Origin of the sequence: Ruegeria sediminis, assembly GCF_005938215.1 — a bacterium.
In the GTDB taxonomy this organism is placed as follows: domain Bacteria; phylum Pseudomonadota; class Alphaproteobacteria; order Rhodobacterales; family Rhodobacteraceae; genus Ruegeria; species Ruegeria sediminis.
Genome location: NZ_VCPD01000001.1, coordinates 124,715 through 146,894 on the forward strand (window position 1 = coordinate 124,715; position 22,180 = coordinate 146,894).

22 protein-coding genes, 1 tRNA gene and 1 riboswitch are annotated in these 22,180 nt (G+C 65.0%); of the genes, 17 read left to right on the forward strand and 6 right to left on the reverse strand.

Annotated features, from left to right (window positions below; all coding sequences use genetic code 11):
• Positions 1–178: 178 nt before the first annotated feature.
• A complete protein-coding gene (locus FGK63_RS00650; protein WP_138839670.1) occupies positions 179–499 on the forward strand; it encodes a DUF6280 family protein in 321 nt (106 codons plus the stop codon).
• 175 nt (positions 500–674) lie between these two features.
• Positions 675–2,132 carry a cobyric acid synthase gene (locus FGK63_RS00655; RefSeq protein ID WP_138839671.1) on the forward strand — a complete coding sequence of 486 codons (1,458 nt, stop codon included), beginning with the start codon at positions 675–677 and terminating at the stop codon, positions 2,130–2,132.
• Between the two features lie 3 nt (positions 2,133–2,135).
• Here FGK63_RS00655 and FGK63_RS00660 read toward each other — a convergent pair whose 3' ends face one another.
• From FGK63_RS00660 to FGK63_RS00670, 3 genes are all read right to left on the reverse strand, one after another.
• Positions 2,136–2,963: a hypothetical protein gene (locus FGK63_RS00660; RefSeq protein ID WP_138839672.1), complete on the reverse strand. Its 828-nt coding sequence runs from the start codon at positions 2,961–2,963 to the stop codon at positions 2,136–2,138.
• A gap of 202 nt (positions 2,964–3,165) precedes the next feature.
• A complete protein-coding gene (locus FGK63_RS00665) occupies positions 3,166–4,584 on the reverse strand; it encodes a TolC family outer membrane protein (protein ID WP_138839673.1) in 1,419 nt (472 codons plus the stop codon).
• Between the two features lie 93 nt (positions 4,585–4,677).
• Positions 4,678–5,331, reverse strand: coding sequence for a protein-L-isoaspartate O-methyltransferase family protein (locus FGK63_RS00670; protein WP_138839674.1), 654 nt, complete (start codon positions 5,329–5,331; stop codon positions 4,678–4,680).
• Positions 5,332–5,570: 239 nt separating this feature from the next.
• Between FGK63_RS00670 and FGK63_RS00675 the strand changes: the two genes are divergently transcribed.
• A tRNA-Cys gene (locus FGK63_RS00675) sits at positions 5,571–5,644 on the forward strand.
• Positions 5,645–5,712: 68 nt separating this feature from the next.
• Here FGK63_RS00675 and FGK63_RS20635 read toward each other — a convergent pair.
• Positions 5,713–5,865: a hypothetical protein gene (locus tag FGK63_RS20635; RefSeq protein WP_171052539.1), complete on the reverse strand. Its 153-nt coding sequence runs from the start codon at positions 5,863–5,865 to the stop codon at positions 5,713–5,715.
• 144 nt (positions 5,866–6,009) lie between these two features.
• The gene (locus FGK63_RS00680; protein ID WP_138839675.1) at positions 6,010–6,975 is read right to left on the reverse strand and encodes an NAD(P)-dependent oxidoreductase; all 966 of its coding nucleotides are present in this window, start codon (positions 6,973–6,975) and stop codon (positions 6,010–6,012) included.
• Positions 6,976–7,098: 123 nt separating this feature from the next.
• On the opposite strand from FGK63_RS00680, the gene FGK63_RS00685 reads away from it, so the two are divergent.
• From FGK63_RS00685 to cobJ, 8 genes are all read left to right on the forward strand, one after another.
• Positions 7,099–7,983: a LysR substrate-binding domain-containing protein gene (locus FGK63_RS00685; protein ID WP_138839676.1), complete on the forward strand. Its 885-nt coding sequence runs from the start codon at positions 7,099–7,101 to the stop codon at positions 7,981–7,983.
• 71 nt (positions 7,984–8,054) lie between these two features.
• Positions 8,055–8,263, forward strand: a riboswitch (cobalamin riboswitch).
• A gap of 70 nt (positions 8,264–8,333) precedes the next feature.
• Positions 8,334–8,717: a DUF1636 family protein gene (locus tag FGK63_RS00690; RefSeq protein ID WP_138839677.1), complete on the forward strand. Its 384-nt coding sequence runs from the start codon at positions 8,334–8,336 to the stop codon at positions 8,715–8,717.
• Positions 8,718–8,719: 2 nt separating this feature from the next.
• Complete coding sequence (gene cobW, locus FGK63_RS00695) at positions 8,720–9,775, forward strand: cobalamin biosynthesis protein CobW (protein ID WP_138839678.1); 1,056 nt, start codon at positions 8,720–8,722, stop codon at positions 9,773–9,775.
• Positions 9,776–9,790: 15 nt separating this feature from the next.
• Positions 9,791–13,084, forward strand: a complete 3,294-nt coding sequence (gene cobN / locus FGK63_RS00700; RefSeq protein ID WP_138839679.1) for a cobaltochelatase subunit CobN — start codon at positions 9,791–9,793, stop codon at positions 13,082–13,084.
• Positions 13,081–14,208, forward strand: coding sequence for a cobalamin biosynthesis protein CobG (locus FGK63_RS00705; protein WP_138839680.1), 1,128 nt, complete (start codon positions 13,081–13,083; stop codon positions 14,206–14,208). Before cobN ends, FGK63_RS00705 begins: the two co-directional genes overlap by 4 nt.
• Positions 14,208–14,837: a precorrin-8X methylmutase gene (locus tag FGK63_RS00710; RefSeq protein WP_138839681.1), complete on the forward strand. Its 630-nt coding sequence runs from the start codon at positions 14,208–14,210 to the stop codon at positions 14,835–14,837. Before FGK63_RS00705 ends, FGK63_RS00710 begins: the two co-directional genes overlap by 1 nt.
• Positions 14,834–15,562, forward strand: coding sequence for a precorrin-2 C(20)-methyltransferase (locus FGK63_RS00715; RefSeq protein ID WP_138839682.1), 729 nt, complete (start codon positions 14,834–14,836; stop codon positions 15,560–15,562). The genes FGK63_RS00710 and FGK63_RS00715 overlap by 4 nt, the downstream gene beginning before the upstream one ends.
• The gene (gene cobJ / locus FGK63_RS00720; protein WP_138839683.1) at positions 15,559–16,332 is read left to right on the forward strand and encodes a precorrin-3B C(17)-methyltransferase; all 774 of its coding nucleotides are present in this window, start codon (positions 15,559–15,561) and stop codon (positions 16,330–16,332) included. Before FGK63_RS00715 ends, cobJ begins: the two co-directional genes overlap by 4 nt.
• Here the strand turns inward: cobJ and FGK63_RS00725 are convergent.
• The gene (locus FGK63_RS00725; protein ID WP_138839684.1) at positions 16,323–17,054 is read right to left on the reverse strand and encodes a cobalt-precorrin-6A reductase; all 732 of its coding nucleotides are present in this window, start codon (positions 17,052–17,054) and stop codon (positions 16,323–16,325) included. The genes cobJ and FGK63_RS00725 overlap by 10 nt on opposite strands.
• Between FGK63_RS00725 and cbiE the strand changes: the two genes are divergently transcribed.
• Genes cbiE through cobF form a run of 6 tightly spaced genes read left to right on the forward strand, consistent with a single transcriptional unit; the run spans position 17,053 to position 22,175 of the window.
• A complete protein-coding gene (cbiE, locus tag FGK63_RS00730; RefSeq protein WP_138839685.1) occupies positions 17,053–18,252 on the forward strand; it encodes a precorrin-6y C5,15-methyltransferase (decarboxylating) subunit CbiE in 1,200 nt (399 codons plus the stop codon). The genes FGK63_RS00725 and cbiE overlap by 2 nt on opposite strands.
• The gene (locus tag FGK63_RS00735) at positions 18,249–18,617 is read left to right on the forward strand and encodes a cobalamin biosynthesis protein (protein ID WP_138839686.1); all 369 of its coding nucleotides are present in this window, start codon (positions 18,249–18,251) and stop codon (positions 18,615–18,617) included. Before cbiE ends, FGK63_RS00735 begins: the two co-directional genes overlap by 4 nt.
• The gene (gene cobM / locus FGK63_RS00740) at positions 18,614–19,408 is read left to right on the forward strand and encodes a precorrin-4 C(11)-methyltransferase (RefSeq protein WP_138839687.1); all 795 of its coding nucleotides are present in this window, start codon (positions 18,614–18,616) and stop codon (positions 19,406–19,408) included. The genes FGK63_RS00735 and cobM overlap by 4 nt, the downstream gene beginning before the upstream one ends.
• Entirely contained in the window at positions 19,395–20,714 is a 1,320-nt protein-coding gene (locus FGK63_RS00745) for a cobyrinic acid a,c-diamide synthase CobB (RefSeq protein ID WP_138839688.1), read from the forward strand. The genes cobM and FGK63_RS00745 overlap by 14 nt, the downstream gene beginning before the upstream one ends.
• Positions 20,711–21,439, forward strand: a complete 729-nt coding sequence (cobA, locus tag FGK63_RS00750) for a uroporphyrinogen-III C-methyltransferase (protein WP_138839689.1) — start codon at positions 20,711–20,713, stop codon at positions 21,437–21,439. The genes FGK63_RS00745 and cobA overlap by 4 nt, the downstream gene beginning before the upstream one ends.
• Positions 21,432–22,175 carry a precorrin-6A synthase (deacetylating) gene (gene cobF / locus FGK63_RS00755; RefSeq protein WP_138839690.1) on the forward strand — a complete coding sequence of 248 codons (744 nt, stop codon included), beginning with the start codon at positions 21,432–21,434 and terminating at the stop codon, positions 22,173–22,175. The genes cobA and cobF overlap by 8 nt, the downstream gene beginning before the upstream one ends.
• Positions 22,176–22,180: the final 5 nt, after the last annotated feature.

Sequence of the window (22,180 nt, forward strand, 5' to 3'; positions counted from 1 at the left end):
CCCTATATCTGGCGGGACCGGACCTGGCAAGACAACGAGACCTAGTGCTGCAATTGCAGAAAGCTATGCAACTGACGCAACGCTAATATGCAAATTAGGTGTATCCGAATCGCGCTTTATCGGTCATAAGGACCGCCACGCCGAAAATTGCAAGAGCAAGAACAACAAGGGAAACGAGATGAGAGATTTCGTTGACGGCACAGCCTTTAACAACGAGCAGGGCAACCGCGCTCGCAAACTGTTTGCGGCCGTTGTACTGGCCGCACTGGATGATGCCATCGCCGATGACAAGAAGTACGGCAACGGGCCCGAGCAGATCGCCCGCTGGGCGCGCTCGCGCGACGGCCGTGAAGTGCTGACCTGCGCAGGCATCGACCCGAACGAACGCGTCGTTCAGGGCCTGATGGAATTCGTTGGCCGCGGCGTCCGTACCTCGGTCGCGCTTTCGCGCGAGGAAAGCGAGCGCCGCAACGCCGCGCAGCAGGCCGAAGCCGCCTGACGTAACCGAATACCACTGAAAAAAGGCGCGCCCCTGACGGTGGCGCGCCTTTTTCTTCGGCCCGGCCTACCTGAGCAGACGGCGTAATGTCGGATTCGCGATCGAATTGGGCCATCGGGGACTTTTCCTCGGAGGTCAAATCGGGTCATGTGCGCGCGTAAACAGGAGGCTGGCCATGGTTCGCGCCATCATGATTCAAGGCACCGGGAGCAATGTCGGCAAATCGGTGCTGGTCGCCGGTCTTGCACGCGCCTACACGCGGCGCGGATTGCGTGTCGCCCCGTTCAAGCCGCAGAACATGTCGAACAACGCCGCCGTGACCGAAAACGGTGGCGAGATCGGCCGTGCCCAGGCCCTTCAGGCCCGTGCCGCAAAACGCCCCGCGCTTACGGACATGAACCCGATCCTGCTGAAGCCCGAGACCGATACCGGAGCGCAGATCATCGTGCAGGGGCGCCGCGCCGGAACGATGAAGGCCGGCGACTACCGCAAGGACAAATCGAAACTTCTGGGCGCTGCATTGGAGAGTTTCGACCGCCTCTGCGCGGATGCGGATCTGGTGCTGGTCGAAGGCGCGGGCAGCCCCGCCGAGACGAACCTGCGCAACGGCGACATCGCCAACATGGGCTTTGCCTGCGCCGCCGGTGTGCCGGTGGTGCTGGTTGGCGACATACACCGGGGCGGGGTCATCGCCCAGATCGTGGGTACGCGGGCAGTTCTGGATCCCGGCGACCTCGGGACGATCCGTGGATTTGCGGTGAACCGGTTCAAGGGCGACGTGTCCCTGTTCGACGACGGCCGCGACGACATTGCGGCGCGTACCGGCTGGCCATGCCTCGGCGTCGTGCCATGGTTTCACGACGCTTGGAAGCTCCCGGCCGAGGACATGATGGACATCCGCTCGCACGAGGGCGGAGCCTGCAAGATCGCCGTGCCTCAGCTGGAGCGTATGGCGAATTTCGACGACCTCGACCCGCTGTCCGCGGAACCCGGTGTCAGTGTCGAGATAATCGCGGCGGGCCGTCCTCTTCCCGGCGACGCAGATTTGGTGCTGCTGCCGGGCAGCAAATCCACCATCGGCGATCTGACCTTTTTCCGGGAGCAGGGCTGGGACATCGACCTTTTGGCTCATGTGCGGCGGGGCGGGCACGTGTTGGGGCTGTGCGGCGGCTACCAGATGCTGGGAAAGACCATATCGGACCCCGAAGGCGTGGACGGCCGGCCGGGCACCGTCGACGGGCTGGGATTGCTGGATGTGGCAACGGTCATGGCTGGTGAAAAGCAGGTCACGCTTCGCGATGCCACCGCCCTGCCGGGCGGCGAACCGGTGTCGGGCTACGAGATCCACATGGGACGTACCGAAGGGCCGGATTGCGCCCGGGCCTGGCTCAAGATCGACGGGCGGCCCGAAGGCGCGGCAAGCGCGAACGGCCGCGTTCGCGGCAGCTATCTGCATGGCCTGTTCTCTTCGGACAAGTTCCGTGCAAGCTATCTGGCTGGGCTGGGTGCCGACTCCGCCGTCGCCTATGAGGACGGCGTGGAACAGACGCTGGATGCTCTGGCGGATCACCTGGAGCGGCACATGGATCTGGACCTGATTTTGTCGCTGGCGGAAGAACCGCGCCGCCCCTGAGCGCTATTTCAGGTCCCGAGTGGCAAGGGCATTGAGGATCTCGCGGCGGACGAGTTTGCGCACGTTGCGGGTGATACGTTCGCCCAACGCGCCTTGCAGTTCCTCCCGTACGATGTCGGCCACCAGGATGCGCAGGGCTTCTTCGTCCAGTGCCGTCTCGTCCGGATCCGGTTCGGTTTCCTTCGCTTCCGCAGCGGCCATGCCCGTTTTCGGATCCTCTTCGGAATCTTCCTGGGCCGGTTTCGAATAGATCTCGTGCGCAGGAACGTGAACGAATTGCGCAGTGACGCCGCCGAGGGTTTCCGAAGACGCATCCTCTTGCGACGCTCCGGTCGCTTCGTCCTGTTCCATCGGATCGCCGCCGGAGGCCGATTGCTCCGTCTCACGGTCGGTCGGTTCTTCGTGCAACCTCAGGGTGATTCGGCGGACGCGGGTTCCGGAATATTCGTCGTCGCTGTCGCCATCCGGTTCCCACTGATCTTCGGTCTCGGCGATCGCGGTCTCAAGGGCTTCGATCTTGGCGCTCAGACTATCAGCGAGTTCCTCCTGAAGCGGACCGATCTTGGACTTCCCCGTCCAGTTTTCCTCGGCCGGCTCCTGTGCCCTTGCATCGCTGTCATTGGGCTCGGACGCCGGGGCCGATGCTTCGTCAGGCTTCACTGCATAGTCAGGGCGCAGCAGCATTACCCCGGACGGGCCATCCGCATCGTCTGCATCCTTGTCGCCCTGTGCGGAACTGGCCTCTGGTTCCAGTTGGGATTTTTCCGGTTTCGCGTCCGCGCTTCCGGCGTCCTCCGCAGGCTCGCTGATGCGCAAGGCAGGCGTCAGCACAAGGCACTCCGGTTTTGACTCCGTTGCCTCCGGCTTTATCAGCGGCGCCTTGCGACCTTCCTCGCTTACCAGACGCCGAATCGAGGACAGCACGTCCTCGATCTCAGATTTGGCGACACTATCTGACATTGTTTTCTACCGCTCTTGCCCTAGGGCCCGAGTGTAGCCAAACTCATGCCAACTCACAACAGAGACAGTATTTTTAGTCCCTGTGCAGCGCCTTCAGAACGCGATCCAGATCACGGCTTTGCTTGCTCAACTGCGCCGGTGCGTTCTTGACCAGGTTGTAATAGAGCGTCGGATCATAGATCTGCACTGCCAGCCCCAGTCGTTCAGCCGTCAGCAAACCCTGCGCCTGCAGCAGCTGATAGGCGGCCAGCGAACGCTCGGTCCGTGAGCCGACTTCCGCCAGTTTCGCGTCGAGCAGGTCCTGTTCGGCGATCAGAACGTCCAGAGTCGTCCGCGCGCCAAGGGCCGCTTCTTCGCGAATCCCGTCAAAGGCGACTTGCGCGGCGCGCACCCGCTCGGTCGAAGCTGTAAGGCTGGCCGTGGCGGTTTCGAACCGGGCATATGCTTCGGCAACGCCCTGCGTGATGTCCTTCTGAACGTTCAGAAGGTTCGCACGCGACGCATCCCGGGTGGCCATCGCCCTGCGCACGAAGGCCGCAAGGCGGCCGCCAGCATAGATGGGCTGACGGAATTCCAAGGACAGTCTGGCATCGTTGGAATAGTCGTTGTCGTCGATGCTCTCGGTGATGCCGACATCCGCGAACAGCCGCACGTTGGGTCCAAGACCCGCCCGCTGCTGCGCGACGATGAGGTCAAGCGCCCGGACCTGATGCTGTGCCGAAAGGATCGACGGGTGATTGCGCGCAGCCAGATTGACCGCTTCGCTTTCCGATGCCGGCAATCTAGGCAGGCTCGGTTGACCCGCGGTCCGTCCCGGCTGTCTGCCGACGGCGTTCACGTATTCGGCCTGCGCCGTGCTCAGCGCGCCGCGGGCGTCCGACAGGTTGGCGCGGGCTTGCGCCAGACGCGATTCGGACAGCGCAACGTCGGTACGGGTCACCTCGCCCACGTCAAAGCGATCCTGCGTGGCACGCAGTTCCTCGCCCAGCAGACGCACGTTGTTTTCGCGGATGGCGACCGTTTCCTCGCGCAGCAGGACGTTCAGGTATGCGCGAACGGCGCGAAAAAGCACCTGTTGCTCAACCTGAATCAATGCCTGACGGGTCGAGAGCACGGTTTCCTGCGCGGACTGCTTGCCCAAAAGGCTTGCACCCCCGTCGTAGAGAAGCTGGCTCAACGAGACGCCGGTGAAAAACCGTGAAGGGTCCGAGTTGGACACAACTCCGTTGGTTCGGGAGTCGTTGTAATCCTGCGAAACCCGTATGGTCCAGTCGATGATCGGGCGCAGCGCCGCAAGGGCGATGGCCACATCTTCGTCCGCGGCACGAAGCAGCGCGCGGTTCTGTTCCAGCAAGCCGCTGGTGTTGTAGGCGCCAATCATGGCGTCGGTCAGGTTGTCGGCGGATACGGGCCGGGCCGTTACCGAGGTCAGAGCCACTCCGACCGTCAGAATAATCGCCCGCGCCAGTTTGCCTCGCGTGGCTATGCGCATACTATTCCCCTTGATTTAAAATTAACCTGCCTGGGGAGCAGTTTGCGCGCTAGTTTTCAACTAATCAAGACACTGTGCAAATCCGGTTCGGAACTATAGCGAAAATGCACACTCTGCTTCAAAGCCCGGCAATACAGGGGCGCTGGCGTTGAACGCATAGCGCCAGGACACCCGGCCGCCGGCCTTGTGTCCGATCCGCACGGTGCCCAGTTCGCCTTCCATGAAGAGGCAGGCGATGCGGCCATGATCCTTGAGCTGATCCAGAAGCGCCGGCGGCACGACCTCCACCCCGCCCTGAACCATGATCACGTCATAGGGCCCGTGCTCCGCCGCGCCTTCTGCCAACGGGCCGGTGTGGACGATCGCATTGTCCGCCCCTGAATCCAGCAGCAAAGTTTGCGCCTCAGTGGCCAACCGCTCGTCTTCCTCGACCGCCACGACAAGCTCGGCCATGCGCGCCGCCACGGCCGTCGAATACCCCAGCGCCGGCGCCACATCGAGCACCATTTCGTCATTCAGAATGTTGAGGCCGTCGAGCATCTTGGCCAGCGTCCGCGGTTCAAGCAGGCAGCGTCCACCGCCCAGTTTCATCAGGTCGCCGACATAGGCCGCCTCGCGCTGCGCGTCCGGAACGAACTGCTCCCGCGGCACCGAAAGCATCGCCTCGATGATCGGGAACTTGGTGACGTCGGAAGGCCGGATCTGCGTATCGACCATCATGCGGCGGCGGGCTGCGAAATCTGTCATTGGATCGCTCTTGTTGTCCCTCGGTTATTTGGCTTTTGCCACATCGCGCGGACCCCGGCAACGTCCCTCGGCGCGTAATCGGGTCGCGGCGGGCCGTTTTGACTTGTGCGTAGCACATCCGGGTCGAGACGCATTTCCGCCGGATTGCAGCAGATTCTCGAACGGACTACTGGACGTCTTCCCGGAAAGCTGGTAGAACGCCGTTCACACCACAACAAGTGCTTGATTTCACTTGAAAAGGCGAGTTGGCGGAGTGGTGACGCAGCGGATTGCAAATCCGTGTACACCGGTTCGATTCCGGTACTCGCCTCCAATCACATGAATCGAACGAAAAATCCGGGTTCCAAGCGAACCTGCGGGTACGAATTGCGTCCGACGGCGTCAGAATCCCTGGTACATGTAGGCTTCGCGATTTGCCTTGTGCCTTTCATAGTCCGCCTGCGACGCGCCGGATCCTTGGCCGGTATTACCCGGTTCACAGGCCATTAACGGGAAAAAAGCCAGAAATCCGGCGATCATGCGGAACCAGGTCATGTTGGGCCTCCGCGCCCAGCAGCGTTCAGTGCCAATCCTAGATTGATTTGGCTTGTATTCCATCGGAATTCGGCCGTCCCCGGTCCCGGACCAGGGACAGTCCCGCTCAATGGCCGTCCGACCGCATACCCTTTGACCTGCCGCCTACTCAGCCGCCTTCAGTTCCTTTCCCTGCGGGATGACTTCGTAACCCGCCTCCTCCGGCTCGTCATCCAGCATTTCGGGCGGGAAACCGGGGGCGCGGATGTCAAGACCGGTGGCGTCCTCGAGGCGGCGGATGATGTCGTCTGATTGCGCCCGCGTGCCATAGCGGTTCTGCCCGTCCTTGAAGATGTCGATCATCAGCGGTGAGATCTCCAGCGGAACGCCCGCATTCTCGGCGATCTTCTGGAACAGGCCGATATCCTTGAGCACCAGGTCCATGGTGAAGTTGATGTCGCGCGAACCGTTCAGAATCACCTGGCTTTCGGTCTCGTGCACGAACGAGTTGCCAGACGAGATGCGAATCGCCTCGAAAGTGGTGTTGAGGTCCATGCCTGCGGCTTTCATGGTAACCAGCGCCTCGCAGCAGGTCAGAAGGTTGGCGGTGGCGAGGTAGTTGGTCATCACCTTGAGAACCGAGGCCGAGCCCAGGTCGCCGGTATGCAGGATCCGCCGCCCCATCACTTTCAGGAACGGCAGGATCCGCTCGAATGTCGCCCGGTCACACCCGGCGAAGATCGAGATGTTGCCAGTATCCGCCCGGTGGCAACCTCCTGAGACCGGGCAATCGACGGCGGCCCCGCCCCGCTCGATCACCAGGGCGCCCAGGCGCTTGGCCTCGGCCTCGTCGGTGGTGGACATTTCCATCCAGATCTTGCCCGACTTCACCTCGGGCAACATCGCCTGCATTACGGCGTCCGAGGCGGCGGGCGACGGCAGGCAAGTGATCACCGCTTCACAGTCGCGCATCATCTGCGCCGGCCCTTCGGCCTTTTTGGCGCCCCGCGCGACGAAGGCGTCGACCAGATCCCTGTTCAGATCATGCACGGTCAGATCGATGCCATTGCGCAAGAGTGAACCCGACAGCTTGCCGCCGACATTGCCCAATCCGATGAAGCCGACTTTCATTTGATGTTCCTCCCTGGCGGGACCGATGCCCGCGAACACGATTCACGCGCAGTATCCCTCTTGGAAAGAGCCAACAGAAACGAATAATATCGGCCTCGATGCCAAAGAATTTTTGGTGATGATTTGGAACGCCTTCCCAATCCGTCCTGGCTTCGCACGTTCGAGGCCGCCGCGCGCCACCTGAACTTCACCTCGGCCGCGCGCGAGTTGGGGCTGACCCAGACAGCGGTCTCTCTTCATATCCGCTCACTCGAAGCGGAGTTGGGAGCCAAGCTGTTCACCCGGGCGGCGCGGCGGATCGAACTGACCGAACTGGGTCAATCCTACGCCCTGACGGTCCGCAGGGCCTTGTCCGACATCGCGCTCAGCACCAACAGCCTGTTCGGCCCGGCCACGCGCCAGACCTTGACGATCAGGGCGGCGATCTCGACGGCGACCTACTGGATCGCGGCCGAACTGCCGGAATTCGGCAGGCTGTATCCCGATATCCCGGTGCGGCTGGTCTCGCATATCTGGAACGACAGCGCCGCGCCCGCCGACGTTGATGTGGAAATCCGCCTGGGATACGGCGACTGGCCCGGGGTGAGTGCCGAGAAACTCTGCGATGAAACCATCGTTCCGGTCTGCCCGGCGCGCCGCCCGACACCGGACCTGACCCGGATGCAGTCAGGGCCGTTGGTTCACATCCTCGGCTACGAGGACAACTGGGCCCGATACTTCGAGGCGCATGGGCTGTCCCATGACGAAAACGCGATCCGCCATTCGGTCGACACCACGGTCGCCGCCCTGCAACTGGTGATGGCTGGCGCAGGGTTCGCCACCGTCCTGACCCGCTTTGCCCGCAACGCCATCGCTCAGGGCGCGCCCCTGAAAATCGCCGGGCCACCGATTCCCTTCGCCCAGTCGCATTACCTGATCCGCCCCGAAGGCGCAGGCGCCCTGACCGGTTCCGCGCGGCTGTTCGAGGCCTGGTTGCGCGACCGGCTGGCCTCCGATGCCGCTCAATGATCCCGGCGGGTCGCATTTGCGCCCCGGTTCCCGGCAAGGTTACCCCGCGCTTGACAAGGCCCCTGCCCATGCCGCATGTCCCATCCGTTGGTGTCTGTGCAGACAGATGAAAAGGGAATGCGTCAGCGGAATCCTCCGTCAAACGCAGCCGCCCCCGCGACCGTGACCGGAGAGGGTGCCCATAGCCACTGGCCGACCGGGGCCGGGAAGGCGGGACACCCGACAGAGGCTTCCTCTGACATCCGCAAGCCGGGAGACCTGCCAACGCCCGAAGACCAAACCGGACGGGGTGTTCCGGTGTCGGGCCGTGGCCCGCATGAGACCCCGTCCCCCGAGACCTGCAAGGGGGGATGAGAGACGTGACCGAGCACAAGCCAGTCGAATTGCTGGTCTGCACCACCTGCCGCCGCGGCCTTCCCGTCGAAGACGACGCCCAGCGCCCCGGCGCCCTGCTGCACAAGGCGCTGGAAAAGGCCGGCCTGCCCGAAGGGATCCGCCTGCGGCCGGTGGAATGCCTGTCCAACTGCGACCAAGGCTGCTCGATCGTGCTGCGCGGCGGCCCGTCGCGCTGGACATTCGTCTACGAGAACCTGAACGAAGCCGACGATGTTGAGATCATCGTCGAAGGCGCCACCAAATACCTGGCCACCGAGGATGGACTTGTGAAATGGCGCGACCGTCCCGAACACTTCCGCAAAAACTGCGCCGCCCGCATTCCCCCGATAGGAGCCTGACCATGTCGAACCTAGAAAAACTTCCCGTCACCGTGATCACCGGCTTCCTGGGCTCGGGCAAGACCACACTCATTCGGCATCTGATGCAGAACCCGCAGGGCAAGCGACTGGCCGTGATCGTGAACGAATTCGGCGACGTGGGCGTCGATGGCGAGATCCTGAAAAGCTGCGCCATTCCGGAGTGCCCCGCCGAGAACATCATGGAACTGGCCAACGGTTGCATCTGCTGCACCGTGGCCGACGACTTCATTCCCACCATCGAGGCGCTTATGGCGCTCGAGCCGCGCCCGGATCATATCCTGATCGAAACTTCCGGGCTCGCGCTTCCCAAACCGCTGCTCAAGGCGTTCGATTGGCCCGATATTCGCTCGAGGATCACCGTCGATGGCGTGATTGCGCTGGCGGATGCCGAGGCGGTTGCCGCCGGTCGGTTCGCCCCCAACGTCGAAGCGGTGGATGCCCAGCGCCTGGCCGACGACTCGATCGACCATGAAACGCCGCTGTCGGAAGTGTTCGAGGATCAGATCTCCTGCGCCGACATCATCCTGCTGACCAAGCCCGATCTCGCCGGCCCCGAGGGCATTGCAAAGGCGCGCGAGATCATCGCCGTCGAGGCGCCGCGCCCGCTGCCGGTGGTCGAGGTTGCCGAAGGTGCGGTGGACGCGCGCGTGGTGCTGGGGCTTGGGGCCGCCGCCGAGGACGACATGGACGCCCGCCCCTCGCATCACGACGGGCATGACGACCACGAGCATGACGATTTCGAAAGCATCGTGATCGACCTGCCCGAACAGACAGATCCGGCGGAACTGGTGGCCCGGATCGAGCGGCTGGCAAAAGAGCTGAACATCCTGCGCGTCAAGGGATACGCCGCAGTCGCAGGCAAGCCGATGCGCCTATTGGTGCAGGCCGTCGGCGCGCGGGTGCGGCATCAGTACGACCGCCCCTGGAAGCCCGAGGAAGCACGTCAAAGCCGAATGGTGGTGATCGCCGAGCATCACGATATCGACGAGGCCGCCATCCGCGGCATCCTCGCGGGTGTGACCGAAGCCGCCGAATAAGGACCCCTGCCGCCGATGCATGTCGTCTTTCGCGAAAGCCACGGTCTTGAAGAAACGGAGACCCCGACCGACCTGGGCCAGAGCCCGGCGGATCTGGTGGTGCTGTCCTTTTCCGACAGCGATCTCGGCGCTTTCACGGCGGGCTGGCATCGCGGCGGCGGTCCCGATGGCAGACTGCCCAGCCTGCGCCTGGCCAATCTGGCGTCGCTCAAGCACCCGCTTTCGGTCGATACATATGTCGAGCAGACCCTGGAGGGGGCCAAGGGCATCCTGATCCGCCTGATCGGCGGCGTGCCCTATTGGTCTTACGGGCTCCAGCAGGTTCAGTCGCTGGCGCAGCGAAACGGGCTGGCCCTGGCGGTGTTGCCCGCCGACGGGCGCGAGGATGCGCGGCTGGACGAGTTCTCGACCCTGCCCGTCTCGACGTTGCGGCGGCTTTCGCATCTTTGCGACGTCGGTGGCGAGGTGGCCGCGCAGGCGGCGCTGGCGCAGATGGCGCTTGCCACCGGTCTTTATGCGGGGCCGGTCGTCGGCTCGAAGGTGCTGCCCGAATTCGGCGCGTGGTGTCCCGACCGGGGCGTGATTGCGGCGGATCGTGCCTTAGACGGCGACAGGCCGCGTATCCTCGTCAGCTTCTATCGCGCCTATCTGACCGCTGCCGACACCGCGCCCATTGCCGCGCTGATCCGCGCGTTTCGTGCGCGCGGCTATGACGCGGCGGGCCTGTTCGCACCCTCGCTGAAAGCGCCGAGTGCGGCGGCATGGCTTTCGGATCAGGTGGTCGCGCTGAAGCCCTCGGCCATCGTCAACGCGACGGCGTTTTCGGGCAAGGGTGACAACGGAGCCTCGCCCCTGGATGCCGCGGGGGTGCCCGTGTTCCAGGCGATGCTCGCCACCTCGAACCGAAAGGCTTGGGACGATGCGGAACGCGGCCTGTCCCCTGCAGATCTGGCCATGCATGTGGTGCTGCCCGAGGTCGATGGCCGTATCACCGGCAGTGTGATCTCGTTCAAGGAACCCGGGGTAAGAGACGAACATCTGCAATTCGCCCGCGCCCTGCACACGCCGCAGCCCGACCGGATCAACGCGCTTGTGGACAGGGTCGGTGGCTGGGTCCGGCTGGCCGCCAAGTCCAAAGCGGAACAAGTGCCGGTGCTGGTGCTTTCGACCTATCCCGGCAAGGACTGGCAGATGGCCCATGCCGTCGGACTGGACGCCTTGGCTTCGGCCGAGGCGATGCTGGCCGACATGGCAGATGCGGGATATGACACGGCCCCCGGCGAACCCATCGCGGAATCCCTGCCCGAGGCGCGGATCAGCTGGCCGGTGGAGGACTACCGAAAGGCGCTTGCGACCCTGCCCGAACCCCTGCGGACCAACCTGCTCACGGTCTGGGGAGAGCCCGAGGAAGACCCGGCCTGCGTGAACGGCGCCCTGCACTTTACCGCGCTGCGCCGAGGCAAGTCGATCGTCGCGCTGCAGCCGGAACGCGGCACACCGGAATTGCGTGACGACGAGTATCACGACCTTTCCCGTACGCCGCGCCACGCCTATGTGGGTTTTTACCTCTGGCTGCGGCACGCGTTACAGGCCGATGCGCTGATTCATATCGGAGCGCATGGCACGCTTGAATGGCTGCCGGGCAAGTCGGTGGCTTTGTCCGGCGCCTGCTGGCCCGAGGCGCTGACCGGCGATTTGCCCGTGATCTACCCTTTCATCGTGAACGACCCCGGCGAGGCCGCACAGGCGAAGCGTCGCATCGGTGCCGTGACCCTCGGCCACGTTCCCCCGCCGCTTCGCGAGAGCGGCACGCCCAACCGGATGGTGCGGCTGGAGGCGTTGCTGGACGAGTTCTCGAACGCCGACGGTCTGGATCCAAGGCGCCGCGACCGGCTGCAGGCGGATATCCGGGACGAAGCGCAGGCGATCGGGCTGGAACAGGACCTGGGGCTTGACCGCGCTACCTCGACCGCCGAGGCGATCACCCGCATCGACCGTTTCGTCTGCGACATCAAGGAAAGCCAGTTCGGCGATGGTCTGCACATCTTTGGCCGAGTGCCCGAGGTAAAGGGAAATTTCGATGCGGCGCCCTCCGCCGATGCCGAACGCGCTGCCCTGCTGGACGCGCTGCGGGGCAAGCGGATCGAGGCGGGTCCGTCCGGCTCACCCTACAGGGGTCGCTCCGACGTTCTGCCGACGGGGCGGAACCTCTACACCACCGACCCGCGCTCGGTTCCGACGCGCGCCGCTTATGCCCAGGGCGTGAAGCTGGCCGAGGAACTGGTCAGGCGGCATTTGCAGGAGGAAGGCGACTATCCCAAGGGGCTGATCGTCGATCTCTGGGGGTCAGCCACCATGCGCACGGCGGGCGAGGAATTCGCCATGGCCCTGCACCTGATGGGCGTCAAACCGGTCTGGGACCAGGGCTCGGAACGTGTGTCGGGGATCGAGGTGCTGCCGATCACCGATATGGACCGCCCGCGGCTGGACGTCACGCTCCGCGTTTCCGGCCTGTTCCGGGACGTGTTTCCCACCCTGTCGGCCCTGTTCGGTCAGGCCGTCCGCGCGCTTTCGGCCCGTGACGAAGCATCGGACTGGAACCCCTATGCCGGGCAGGAACCGTCCGCTCGGGTCTACGGGCCTGCACCGGGCAGCTACGGCCTGGGCATGGGGCACCTGCCCGAGACCTATACAGACGAAGCGCGCGCCGCAGCCGGCCGGGCCTGGCTCGACGCCAGTTCCTTTGCTCTTGAGGGCGAGAACATCGCCCGTGATGCCCAAGGCATCACCGAGCGCGTCGCGAAAGCGGACAGTTTCGTCCACCTGCAGGATCTGAGCGAAACCGATTTGCTGCTGGCGAATGACTACGCCACTCACGAGGCCGGATTTGCTGCCGCCAAGGCCGTGACCGGCGGCAATGCGCGGCTTTATCATCTGGACAACACCAATCCGGACACGCCCCGCGCCCGGACCCTGCCCGAGGAAATCGCCCGTGTCGTGCGGGCCCGCGCCGCCAATCCGGGCTGGATCGCGGGGATGCAGCGGCACGGTTTCCGCGGCGCGGCCGAAATCGCGGCAACGCTGGATCACATGGCTTCGTTCGCGCATCTGTCGGGTAGCGTGGCGCCGCATCTCTTCGACCTCTACCACGACGCCACGCTGGGCGATCCCGAGATCGACACCTTCCTGCAACAGGCGAATCCGCAGGCGCACCAGGCCATGCAGGACCGGTTCCGCGCGCTATACGACGCCGGGCTTTGGGACACGCGCCGGAACTCGATCCGGGCCGGGATGGAGGGACAGCAATGAGCGCTCCTGTCGTTCAAGGATGGTGTCCCGGCGCGCACCGACCGATGATGTCGGGGGACGGGCTGGTCGTGCGCGTCCGTCCGCGCCTGGCGCGTCTGACGGCGGAACAGGTGCTTGGGCTTTGCGCGACGGCCGAGCGGTTCGGCAACGGCACCATCGACCTGACCAACCGCGCCAACCTGCAGCTGCGCGGCGTGGCGGAGGCCGACCATCAGGCCCTGCTTGCCGAACTTGCGGCGCTCGACCTGCTGGATGCCGAGCCGGGACTAGAAGTTCGGCGCAACATCCTGGTGACGCCGCTCTACCGCGACGGTGATCTGACCGACCGTTTGGCGCGGACTCTGACAGCGTGTTTGGGCGAGTTGCCTGCGCTGCCTGCGAAATTCGGCTTTGCGGTGGATACCGGCCCGGCGCGTTTGCTGGCGGCGGATTCGGCCGACATCCGGCTTGAACTTGACGAGAAGGGTCTGATTCTGCGGGCCGATGGGGTGGACAGCGGGCGCCGAGTCGCCGAGGTCGACGCCATCGACCGCCTGCTGGACCTGGCCCGCTGGTTTGCGCGGAACCACACGCACGAGACTCGCCGTATGGCGAGGTTGATCCAGGCCACTCCATTGCCGAAGGAGTGGCAAGTTGCCGCCCCTGGACCCGTAGGCGCACCGCTGCAACCCGGAGCAACGGCCCTCGGCCCGATCTACGGCGGGGTTTTCGGGCAACTGCCCGCTGCCGGGCTTGCAGACCTGATAGCGACCAGCGGCGCAATCGCGATGCGCGTGACGCCGTGGCGCCTGATACTTCTGGAAGGCGGAGCCAAAGTGCCCTCAGAAGCCTTCGTGACGGCCCCCGACGATCCGCTCTTGACAACCGACGCCTGCCCCGGCGCGCCCTACTGCCCGCAGGCGCAGGCCGAAACCCGCGCCATCGCCCGCGCCCTTGCCCCGCGCTTATCCGGCAGCCTGCATGTCTCGGGCTGCGCCAAGGGTTGCGCCCGCATGGGCGCTGCGGATGTGACGCTGGTGGGCAACGATGGACGTTTTGACCTTGTAAAACACGGCCGCGCGGGGGATGAGCCCTGCCAGCGCGGGCTGAGCCCCGAAACACTGAAGACCATGGACCTGACCTGATGCCCTACGAATACGAAACCGACGGCGCGGCGATCTACAAGCAATCCTTCGCCACGATCCGGTCCGAAGCCGATCTTGCCCGTTTCGACGCCGACGAAGAACAGGTCGCCGTGCGCATGATCCACGCCGCCGGCATGGTTGGGCTGGAGGAACACGTGCTTTTCTCGCCCGGCTTCGTTCAGGCCGCCCGTACCGCGCTGGAGAACGGCGCGCCGATCCTGTGTGATGCTCGCATGGTCTCGGAAGGCGTTACCCGGTTCCGCCTGCCCGCCGACAACGAGGTGGTCTGCACCCTGCATGACGAACGCGTGCGCCCGCTGGCCGAGAAGATGTCGAACACCCGTTCGGCTGCGGCGCTGGAACTGTGGCGGCCAAAGCTCGAAGGCGCAGTCGTCGCCATCGGTAACGCGCCCACAGCCCTGTTCCACCTGCTGAACATGCTGGAAGACCCCGATTGCCCACGCCCCGCCGCGATCATCGGCTGTCCGGTGGGCTTCGTCGGAGCGGTTGAAAGCAAGGACGCCCTGTGGGAGGCGCAGCCGGTCCCCTGCTGCATCGTCAAGGGCCGTCTGGGCGGCAGCGCCATCACCGTCGCCGCCATCAACGCCATCGCGAGCCGGGCTGAATGAAGATGGGAACGATATACGGCGTAGGTCTTGGCCCCGGCGATCCCGACCTTATGAGCGTCAAGGCCGACCGCCTGCTGCGCAATGCACGGCATGTCGCGTACTTCCGCAAATCCGGCCACACAGGGCAGGCCCGCAAGATCGTCAACGGTATGATCCCGGGTGATGCGGTTGAATTTCCAATGGAATATCCCGTCACCACCGAGATCCCGGTGACCGATCCACGCTACAACGAATTGCTCGCCGAGTTCTACGAGGACTGTACGCGGCGGCTGAAAGACCTGTCTGACCGGGGCGAGGACGTGGTTGTGCTGTGCGAGGGCGACCCGTTCTTCTACGGCTCTTTCATGCATCTATATTCCCGCCTGCGCGAGTCCGCGCCGGTCGAGGTGGTCCCCGCCATCACCGGAATGTCCGGTGCCTGGACCGCGACCGGAGATCCGATCACCTGGGGTGACGACGTTCTGACGGTTCTGGTCGGCACCCTGCCCGAAGAGGTGCTTGTGGCCCGCATGGCGCAGACCGATGCGCTGGTGGTGATGAAGATCGGGCGCAACATCGACAAGGTGAAACGGGCGCTGAGGGCCTCGGGCCTCTTCGACCGCGCCTGGCTTGTGGAGTATGCCCAGATGCCGGATCAGACGGTCACGCGGCTGAGCGACGCCGGCGACAAGATCACCCCTTATTTCTCGATCATCATCGTGCATGGACAGGGGCGGCGGCCATGAGCGGCTGGGTCAAGATCGCGGGCCTGGGACCGGGCAACGAGGCGCTGATCACGCCCGAGGTGACCGAGGCGCTGGCGCAGGCGACCGACGTGGTCGGCTACATTCCCTATGTCGCCCGCGTGGCCGAGCGGGAGGGGCTGACGCTCCACGCTTCGGACAACCGGGTCGAGATCGACCGGTCGCAGCACGCGCTGCAGATGGCGGCGGAAGGCAGACGGGTTGTCGTCGTGTCTTCGGGCGATCCCGGCGTTTTCGCAATGGCCGCAGCGGTCTATGAGGCGCTGGAAAACGGCCCCGCCGGATGGCGCGATCTAGAGATCGCGGTCCTGCCGGGCATCACCGCCATGCTTGCGGCCTCGGCCCGTGCGGGCGCGCCCTTGGGCCACGATTTCTGCGCAATCAACCTGAGCGACAACTTGAAGCCATGGGCATTGATCGAGAAACGCCTGCGGCTTGCCGCGCAGGCGGATTTCGCGATGGCCTTCTACAATCCGCGGTCGAAATCCCGCCCTGAAGGTTTCGTGAGAACGCTGGAGATCCTGCGCGAGGAGTGCGAGGCGGAACGGCTGATCCTGTTCGCGCGTGCAGTTTCGACGCCCGAAGAAGAAATCCGCATCTCGACGCTGGCCGATGCAACCCCGGACATGGCCGACATGCGCACCATGGTGATCGTCGGCTCCTCGCTGACCCGGATCATCGAACGGCAGGGCAACCCGATCGTCTACACACCAAGGTTCACACCCGCCGCAGAGGCAAGGGATCAGGCATGAGCGAGCCAGTCCAGAACCTGCGCCACGCTGAACAACTCCGTCCGTTGCGGCTGGACGGGCCGGTCGATCATGAGCACCGGCAGGCCCAGTACACGCGCCGCGTCCAGCTTGGCCCGCGCGCCTGTGCCGCCCGCGTTCTTGGATACGACAAGCTGTGTTCTGTGCCTTTCCATCAGCGCCTTGTCGCCTTCGGCGGTGAAGGGGCCACGCGATACCACGACGTCACAATTCGGCAGCGGCAAGCCGTCCGGTTCATCCACCAGACGCAGCAGGTAGTGATGCTGGGTCTGGGAGGCGAAATCTTCCAGATGCATCCGGCCAACGGCAAGGAACACGCGCCGCGCCGCGCCGTTCAGTGCGGCGACAGCCGCGGGGATGTCGGGAACGCGCCTCCAATCGTCACCTTCGACCGGCTCCCAGGCCGGACGGGTGAGCACGGCGAGCGGCGTTGCCGTTTCGGCGCAGGCTCGGACAGCATTCGCGCTCATCTGCGCGGCAAAGGGGTGCGTGGCATCTACGACATGCGTAATGCCATGTTCGGCGATGAAATGCGCCAGCCCCTCGGCCCCGCCGAACCCTCCCACGCGGGTCGGCAAGGGCTGCGCCCTCGGGCTGTCCACGCGCCCGGCGTAGGAGTAGATCGCGGGCAGTCCCGTCTCGGCCACCGCCTTGGCCAGGGTGTTGGCCTCGGTCGTGCCGCCGAGAATCAGGAGGTGAGGCATGGCTGAATCTCCGTGGCTGACCATTTTGGGACTGGGCGAAGATGGACTGGATGGCCTGCCGCCCGCAAGCCGTCAAGAGCTGGACCGGGCCGAAGTGGTGATGGGCCCGCCCCGTCACCTGTCGCTGGTTCCCGACATAAAAGCCGAACGGATCGAGTGGCCAGTGCCGTTTTCCGACGGGCTGCCCATTCTGCAGGGCCTGCGCGGGCGGCGGGTGGTCGTTCTGGCCTCGGGCGATCCGTTCTGGTTCGGCGCGGGCTCGGTCATAGCCCGGCATTTCGCAGCCGAGGAATGGAAGGCCATTCCCGGACAATCGACCTTTTCGCTGGCCGCGGCCCGTTTGGCCTGGCCGCTTGAACAGACAATGACCTTTGGTCTGCACGCCGCGCCTCTGACACGCCTGCGCCCGCATCTGGCGCGGGGTTTGCGCGCGATCATCCTGCTGCGCGACGGGGCCGCGGTGGCCGAACTGACGACCTATCTGAACGACACCGGCTTTGCCGACACGGTGCTTCACGTCATGGAGGCGCTCGGTGGACCACGCGAACGCACTCAGAAAATGTCGCTGACCGAAGCACTGCTCGGTTCGTTCGAGCACCCGTTCTGCGTCGGGCTGGAGATTGCGGGGTCGGGCGACGCGATCCCGAAAGCCTCGGGCAAACCTGACGCGATTTTCGAGACCGACGGACAGATCACGAAACGGCCGATCCGGGCCTTGACGCTTTCCGCCCTTGCGCCGCAACACGGCGAACACCTGTGGGATATCGGCGGCGGCACCGGCTCGATCAGCATCGAATGGCTGATGTGCGATCCCACGCTCACCGCCACCACGATCGAGCCGCTGAAGGACCGCGCCGAGCGCATCCGGCGCAACGCCGTCGCACTGGGTCAGGACCGGCTGGAGGTCATTCACGGCGAAGCGCCCGATGCGCTGAACGGGCTAAGCCTGCCCGACGTGGTGTTCATTGGCGGCGGACTCAGCGACGCGCTGCTGGACTGGCTTGCGGCGAACCTGAGCGCGGGCACACGGCTGGTTGCCAATGCGGTCACGCTGGAAAGCGAGGCCCTGCTGGCGGTCTGGCACGGGAAGCTGGGCGGCGACCTGCTGCGGATCGAACTGGCGCAGGCATCGCCGCTGGGGCCGCGGCGCGGCTGGAAATCCGCATATCCCGTCGTGCAGTGGAGTGTGACCCTATGATCGTTGCCGGATTCGGTTTTGCCACCTCCGCCACCGGAAAAAGCCTGCACGAAGCTTATCTTGCGGCATCAGAAGGGCAGGCCGTGACCGCGCTTGCGACGGCTACCGACAAGGCGGAGCATCCCGCCTTTGCGGAACTGGCGGGACGGTTGCAATTGCCGGTTCACTCGGTTCCGCAAGCCGCGCTCGAAGCCATAAATACACCCACCAAATCCGGGCGCAGCATTTCGGAACGCGGCGCTGGCAGCGTGGCCGAGGCCGCCGCGCTTGCCGCTGCCGGACCCGGCGCGCGGCTGGTTTCCACTCGACACATCTCGACCGACCGCCGGGCAACCTGTGCGGTCGCCATCGGAGGACAGACATGACCGTTCATTTCATCGGCGCCGGACCGGGCGCCGCCGACCTGCTGACCCTGCGCGGGCGCGACATCATCGCATCCTGCCCGGTCTGCCTCTATGCCGGGTCGCTGGTGCCCGAGGAGATTCTGGGACACTGCCCCGCAGGCGCCCGGATCGTGAACACCGCGCCGATGGACCTGGACCAGATCATCGCCGAGATCAGGGCAGCGCACGAGAAAGGGCATGACGTCGCCCGCCTGCATTCCGGCGACCTGTCGGTCTGGTCCGCGATGGGCGAACAGATCCGTCGCCTCAAGGCGATCGGCATTCCGGTCAGCGTAACTCCAGGCGTTCCCTCCTTTGCGGCGGCGGCGGCGGCATTGGGTGCGGAACTGACCCTGCCTGGCCTTGCGCAATCGGTCGTGCTGACCCGCACACCGGGGCGCGCTTCGACCATGCCCGAAGGCGAAACACTGGAGAATTTCGCCCGCACCGGCGCGACCCTGGCGATCCACCTGTCGATCGGCAATCTGGACAAGGTGATTGCCGACCTGACCCCGGCTTATGGCGCAGACTGCCCTGTGGCGGTGATCTATCGCGCCAGTTGGCCGGACGAACGGATCATCCGCGCCACGCTGGCGACGTTGAAAGACGCGCTGGACGAAAGCATCTCGCGCACCGCACTGATCATGGTGGGCCGGGCATTGGCCGGCGAAGGGTTCGACGAAAGCTGCCTCTATTCCAAGACCTATGACCGTCGCTATCGCCCGCAAAGTGCAGACAGCCCGTGGTCGAGTTGGGCCCATGGCGATGACTAACCCGCCCGGCATACTGATCTCGGCCCCGTCGTCGGGCACCGGCAAGACCACGGTCATGCTGGGCCTGCTGCGCGCGTTGGCCGAAGACGGCCTGACCGTGCAGCCGTTCAAGAGCGGGCCGGATTACATCGATCCCGCCTTCCATCTGGCCGCCGCCCGTCGTTCGTCGTTCAACCTCGACAGCTGGGCGATGAACGAAAACCTGCTGGGGGCGATCGCGTCGCAGTCGCAAGGGGCCGACATCGTGGTGGCCGAGGGTTCCATGGGTCTGTTCGACGGCGTGGCCAGTCCCGGCGAGTTGGGCCACGGCTCAAGCGCGGAAACCGCGCTCCGCATGGGTTGGCCGGTGGTCCTGGTGCTGGATGTAGGCGGACAGGCGCAGTCGGCGGCGGCCACGGCGCTGGGGTTCCGCATGTACAACCCGGATCTGCCTTTCGCCGGGGTAATCCTGAACCGCTGCGCCAGTCCGCGGCACGAGCGCCTGACCCGATTGGGGATGGAACGCGCCGGGCTGCCGGTGCTGGGCGTCCTGCCCCGGCGCGGCGACCTGACCCTGCCCGAGCGGCACCTGGGCCTCATACAGGCCGTCGAGCACCCCGACCTGGAAAGTGCCATCTCGGGTTACGCCGCCTTTCTGCGTGAGCATGTGGACCTGAAGGCGATCAAGGCCGCTGCGCGCACCAATGGCATCGCACACCGGGGGGCGCTGCCGAATCCGCCCGCACAGCGCATCGCGCTGGCGCGGGATGCAGCGTTTTCGTTTACCTATCCGCACCTGCTGGAAGGCTGGCGCGCGGCGGGGGCGGAAATCCTGCCCTTCTCGCCTCTTGCCGATGAAGCACCGGACAAGGATGCCGACCTGATCTGGCTGCCGGGCGGTTATCCGGAACTGCACGCGGGGAAACTGGCGGCAGCGGACACATTCCTGACCGGTCTGCGCGGACATGCCGAAACCAAACCGGTGCATGGCGAATGCGGCGGCTACATGACGCTCGGCGAGGCGCTGATCGACAAGGACGGAGTGAGGCACAAGATGGCGGGGTTGCTGGGCCTGGTGACATCCTATGAGAAACGCAAGTTCCATCTGGGCTACCGCAAGGCGCATCTCGAAGCGCCGATGCCGGGATTTGCGGTCGGGGCGGTTCTGCGCGGTCACGAGTTTCACTATTCGACCATTCTTGAGCAACCCGACGCGCCGCTGGCCCGGGTGCTTGACACCGAAGGCGCTGATGTCCCCGAAACCGGCTCGGTGCGGGGCCATGTCACGGGCACCTTCTTTCACCTGATCGCGGAGGCCACGGCATGAACGGCTTCGTCTCGTTCGTCGGATCGGGGCCAGGCGACCCGGAACTGCTGACTCTCAAGGCGGTGGATCGCCTGCAGCAGGCGGACGCGGTGCTCTTCGACGACCTCAGCAGCGGCCCGATTCTGGCCCATGCGCGCGAGGACGCGGATCTGGTCGGCGTCGGCAAGCGCGCAGGACGCCCTTCGCCCAAGCAGGATCATGTGAGCCGCCTTCTGGTGGACTATGCCCGGTCCGGTGCCCGCGTGGTGCGGCTGAAATCCGGCGACGGCGGACTGTTCGGGCGTCTGGAAGAAGAGCTTGTGGCGTTGCGCGACGCAGGGATCGGATACGAGATCATTCCCGGCATCCCTTCGGCGGTCGCGGCAGCCGCGGCGGCGGGCATCCCGCTGACGCGCCGATTGACCGCCCGGCGGGTGCAGTTCGTGACCGGCCACGACGTCAGCGGCAAGCTGCCCGAGGACCTGAACCTGCCGGCGCTGGCCGATCCCGGCGCCACCACCGTCGTCTTCATGGGCAAGCGCACGTTTCCGCTGTTGGTAGAGACGCTGAATGCGCATGGCCTTGCACTCGATACGCCTGCCCTGATGGCCGAATCCGTTTCGACGCCCGATCAGACGCTGCATCGCTCGACGATAGGCGAACTGGCAAGGAAGCTTGCAGCCGAAGTGGGCACCGCGCCCGCCCTGATCCTTTACGGACCCTTGGCGGAGTTCGACGATGTATGAACTGAACCTGATCGGCATCGGCACCGGCAACCCGGATCATGTCACCTTTCAGGGAGCCAAGGCGATCCGCGAGGCGGACCTGATCCTCATCCCGCACAAGGGCGAGGACAAGGCGGACCTGGCGGGCCTGCGCGAGGAGATCATCAGGCAGGTCACCGAGACCGCGCCTCGGATCGCCTATTTCGACATACCCAAGCGCCGCTCGGACGACGGCTACCTGCAGGGTGTCGACGATTGGCACGACGCGATCGCGTTGCGCTGGCAGCAGGCGATCGCAGCGCATCCGCAGGCCAAGCAAGTGGCTCTGCTGATCTGGGGCGACCCGTCGCTTTATGACAGTTCGCTGCGAATCGCTTCTCGCCTTGATCCCCGGCCCGAAACCCGGGTGATTCCCGGCATCACGGCGTTGCAGGCCCTTACGGCGGCCCATGCGATACCCATCAACGACATCGGCGCACCCTATGTGGTCACGACCGGGCGGCGCATCCGCGATGAGGGCTGGCCCGGCAACGCCGGCAAGGTCGCCGTGATGCTGGACGGAGAATGCTCGTTCCAGAGCCTCGAGATGGCGGATTATGACATCTGGTGGGGCGCTTACGTCGGGATGAAGGAAGAGATTCTGATCCACGGGCGACTGGTTGAGGTCGCCGCCGAAATCCTCGCGAAACGGGCCTGCGCACGCGCCGAGCACGGCTGGATCATGGACATATACTTGCTGAAAAAGCGCGGGAATTGACCTGA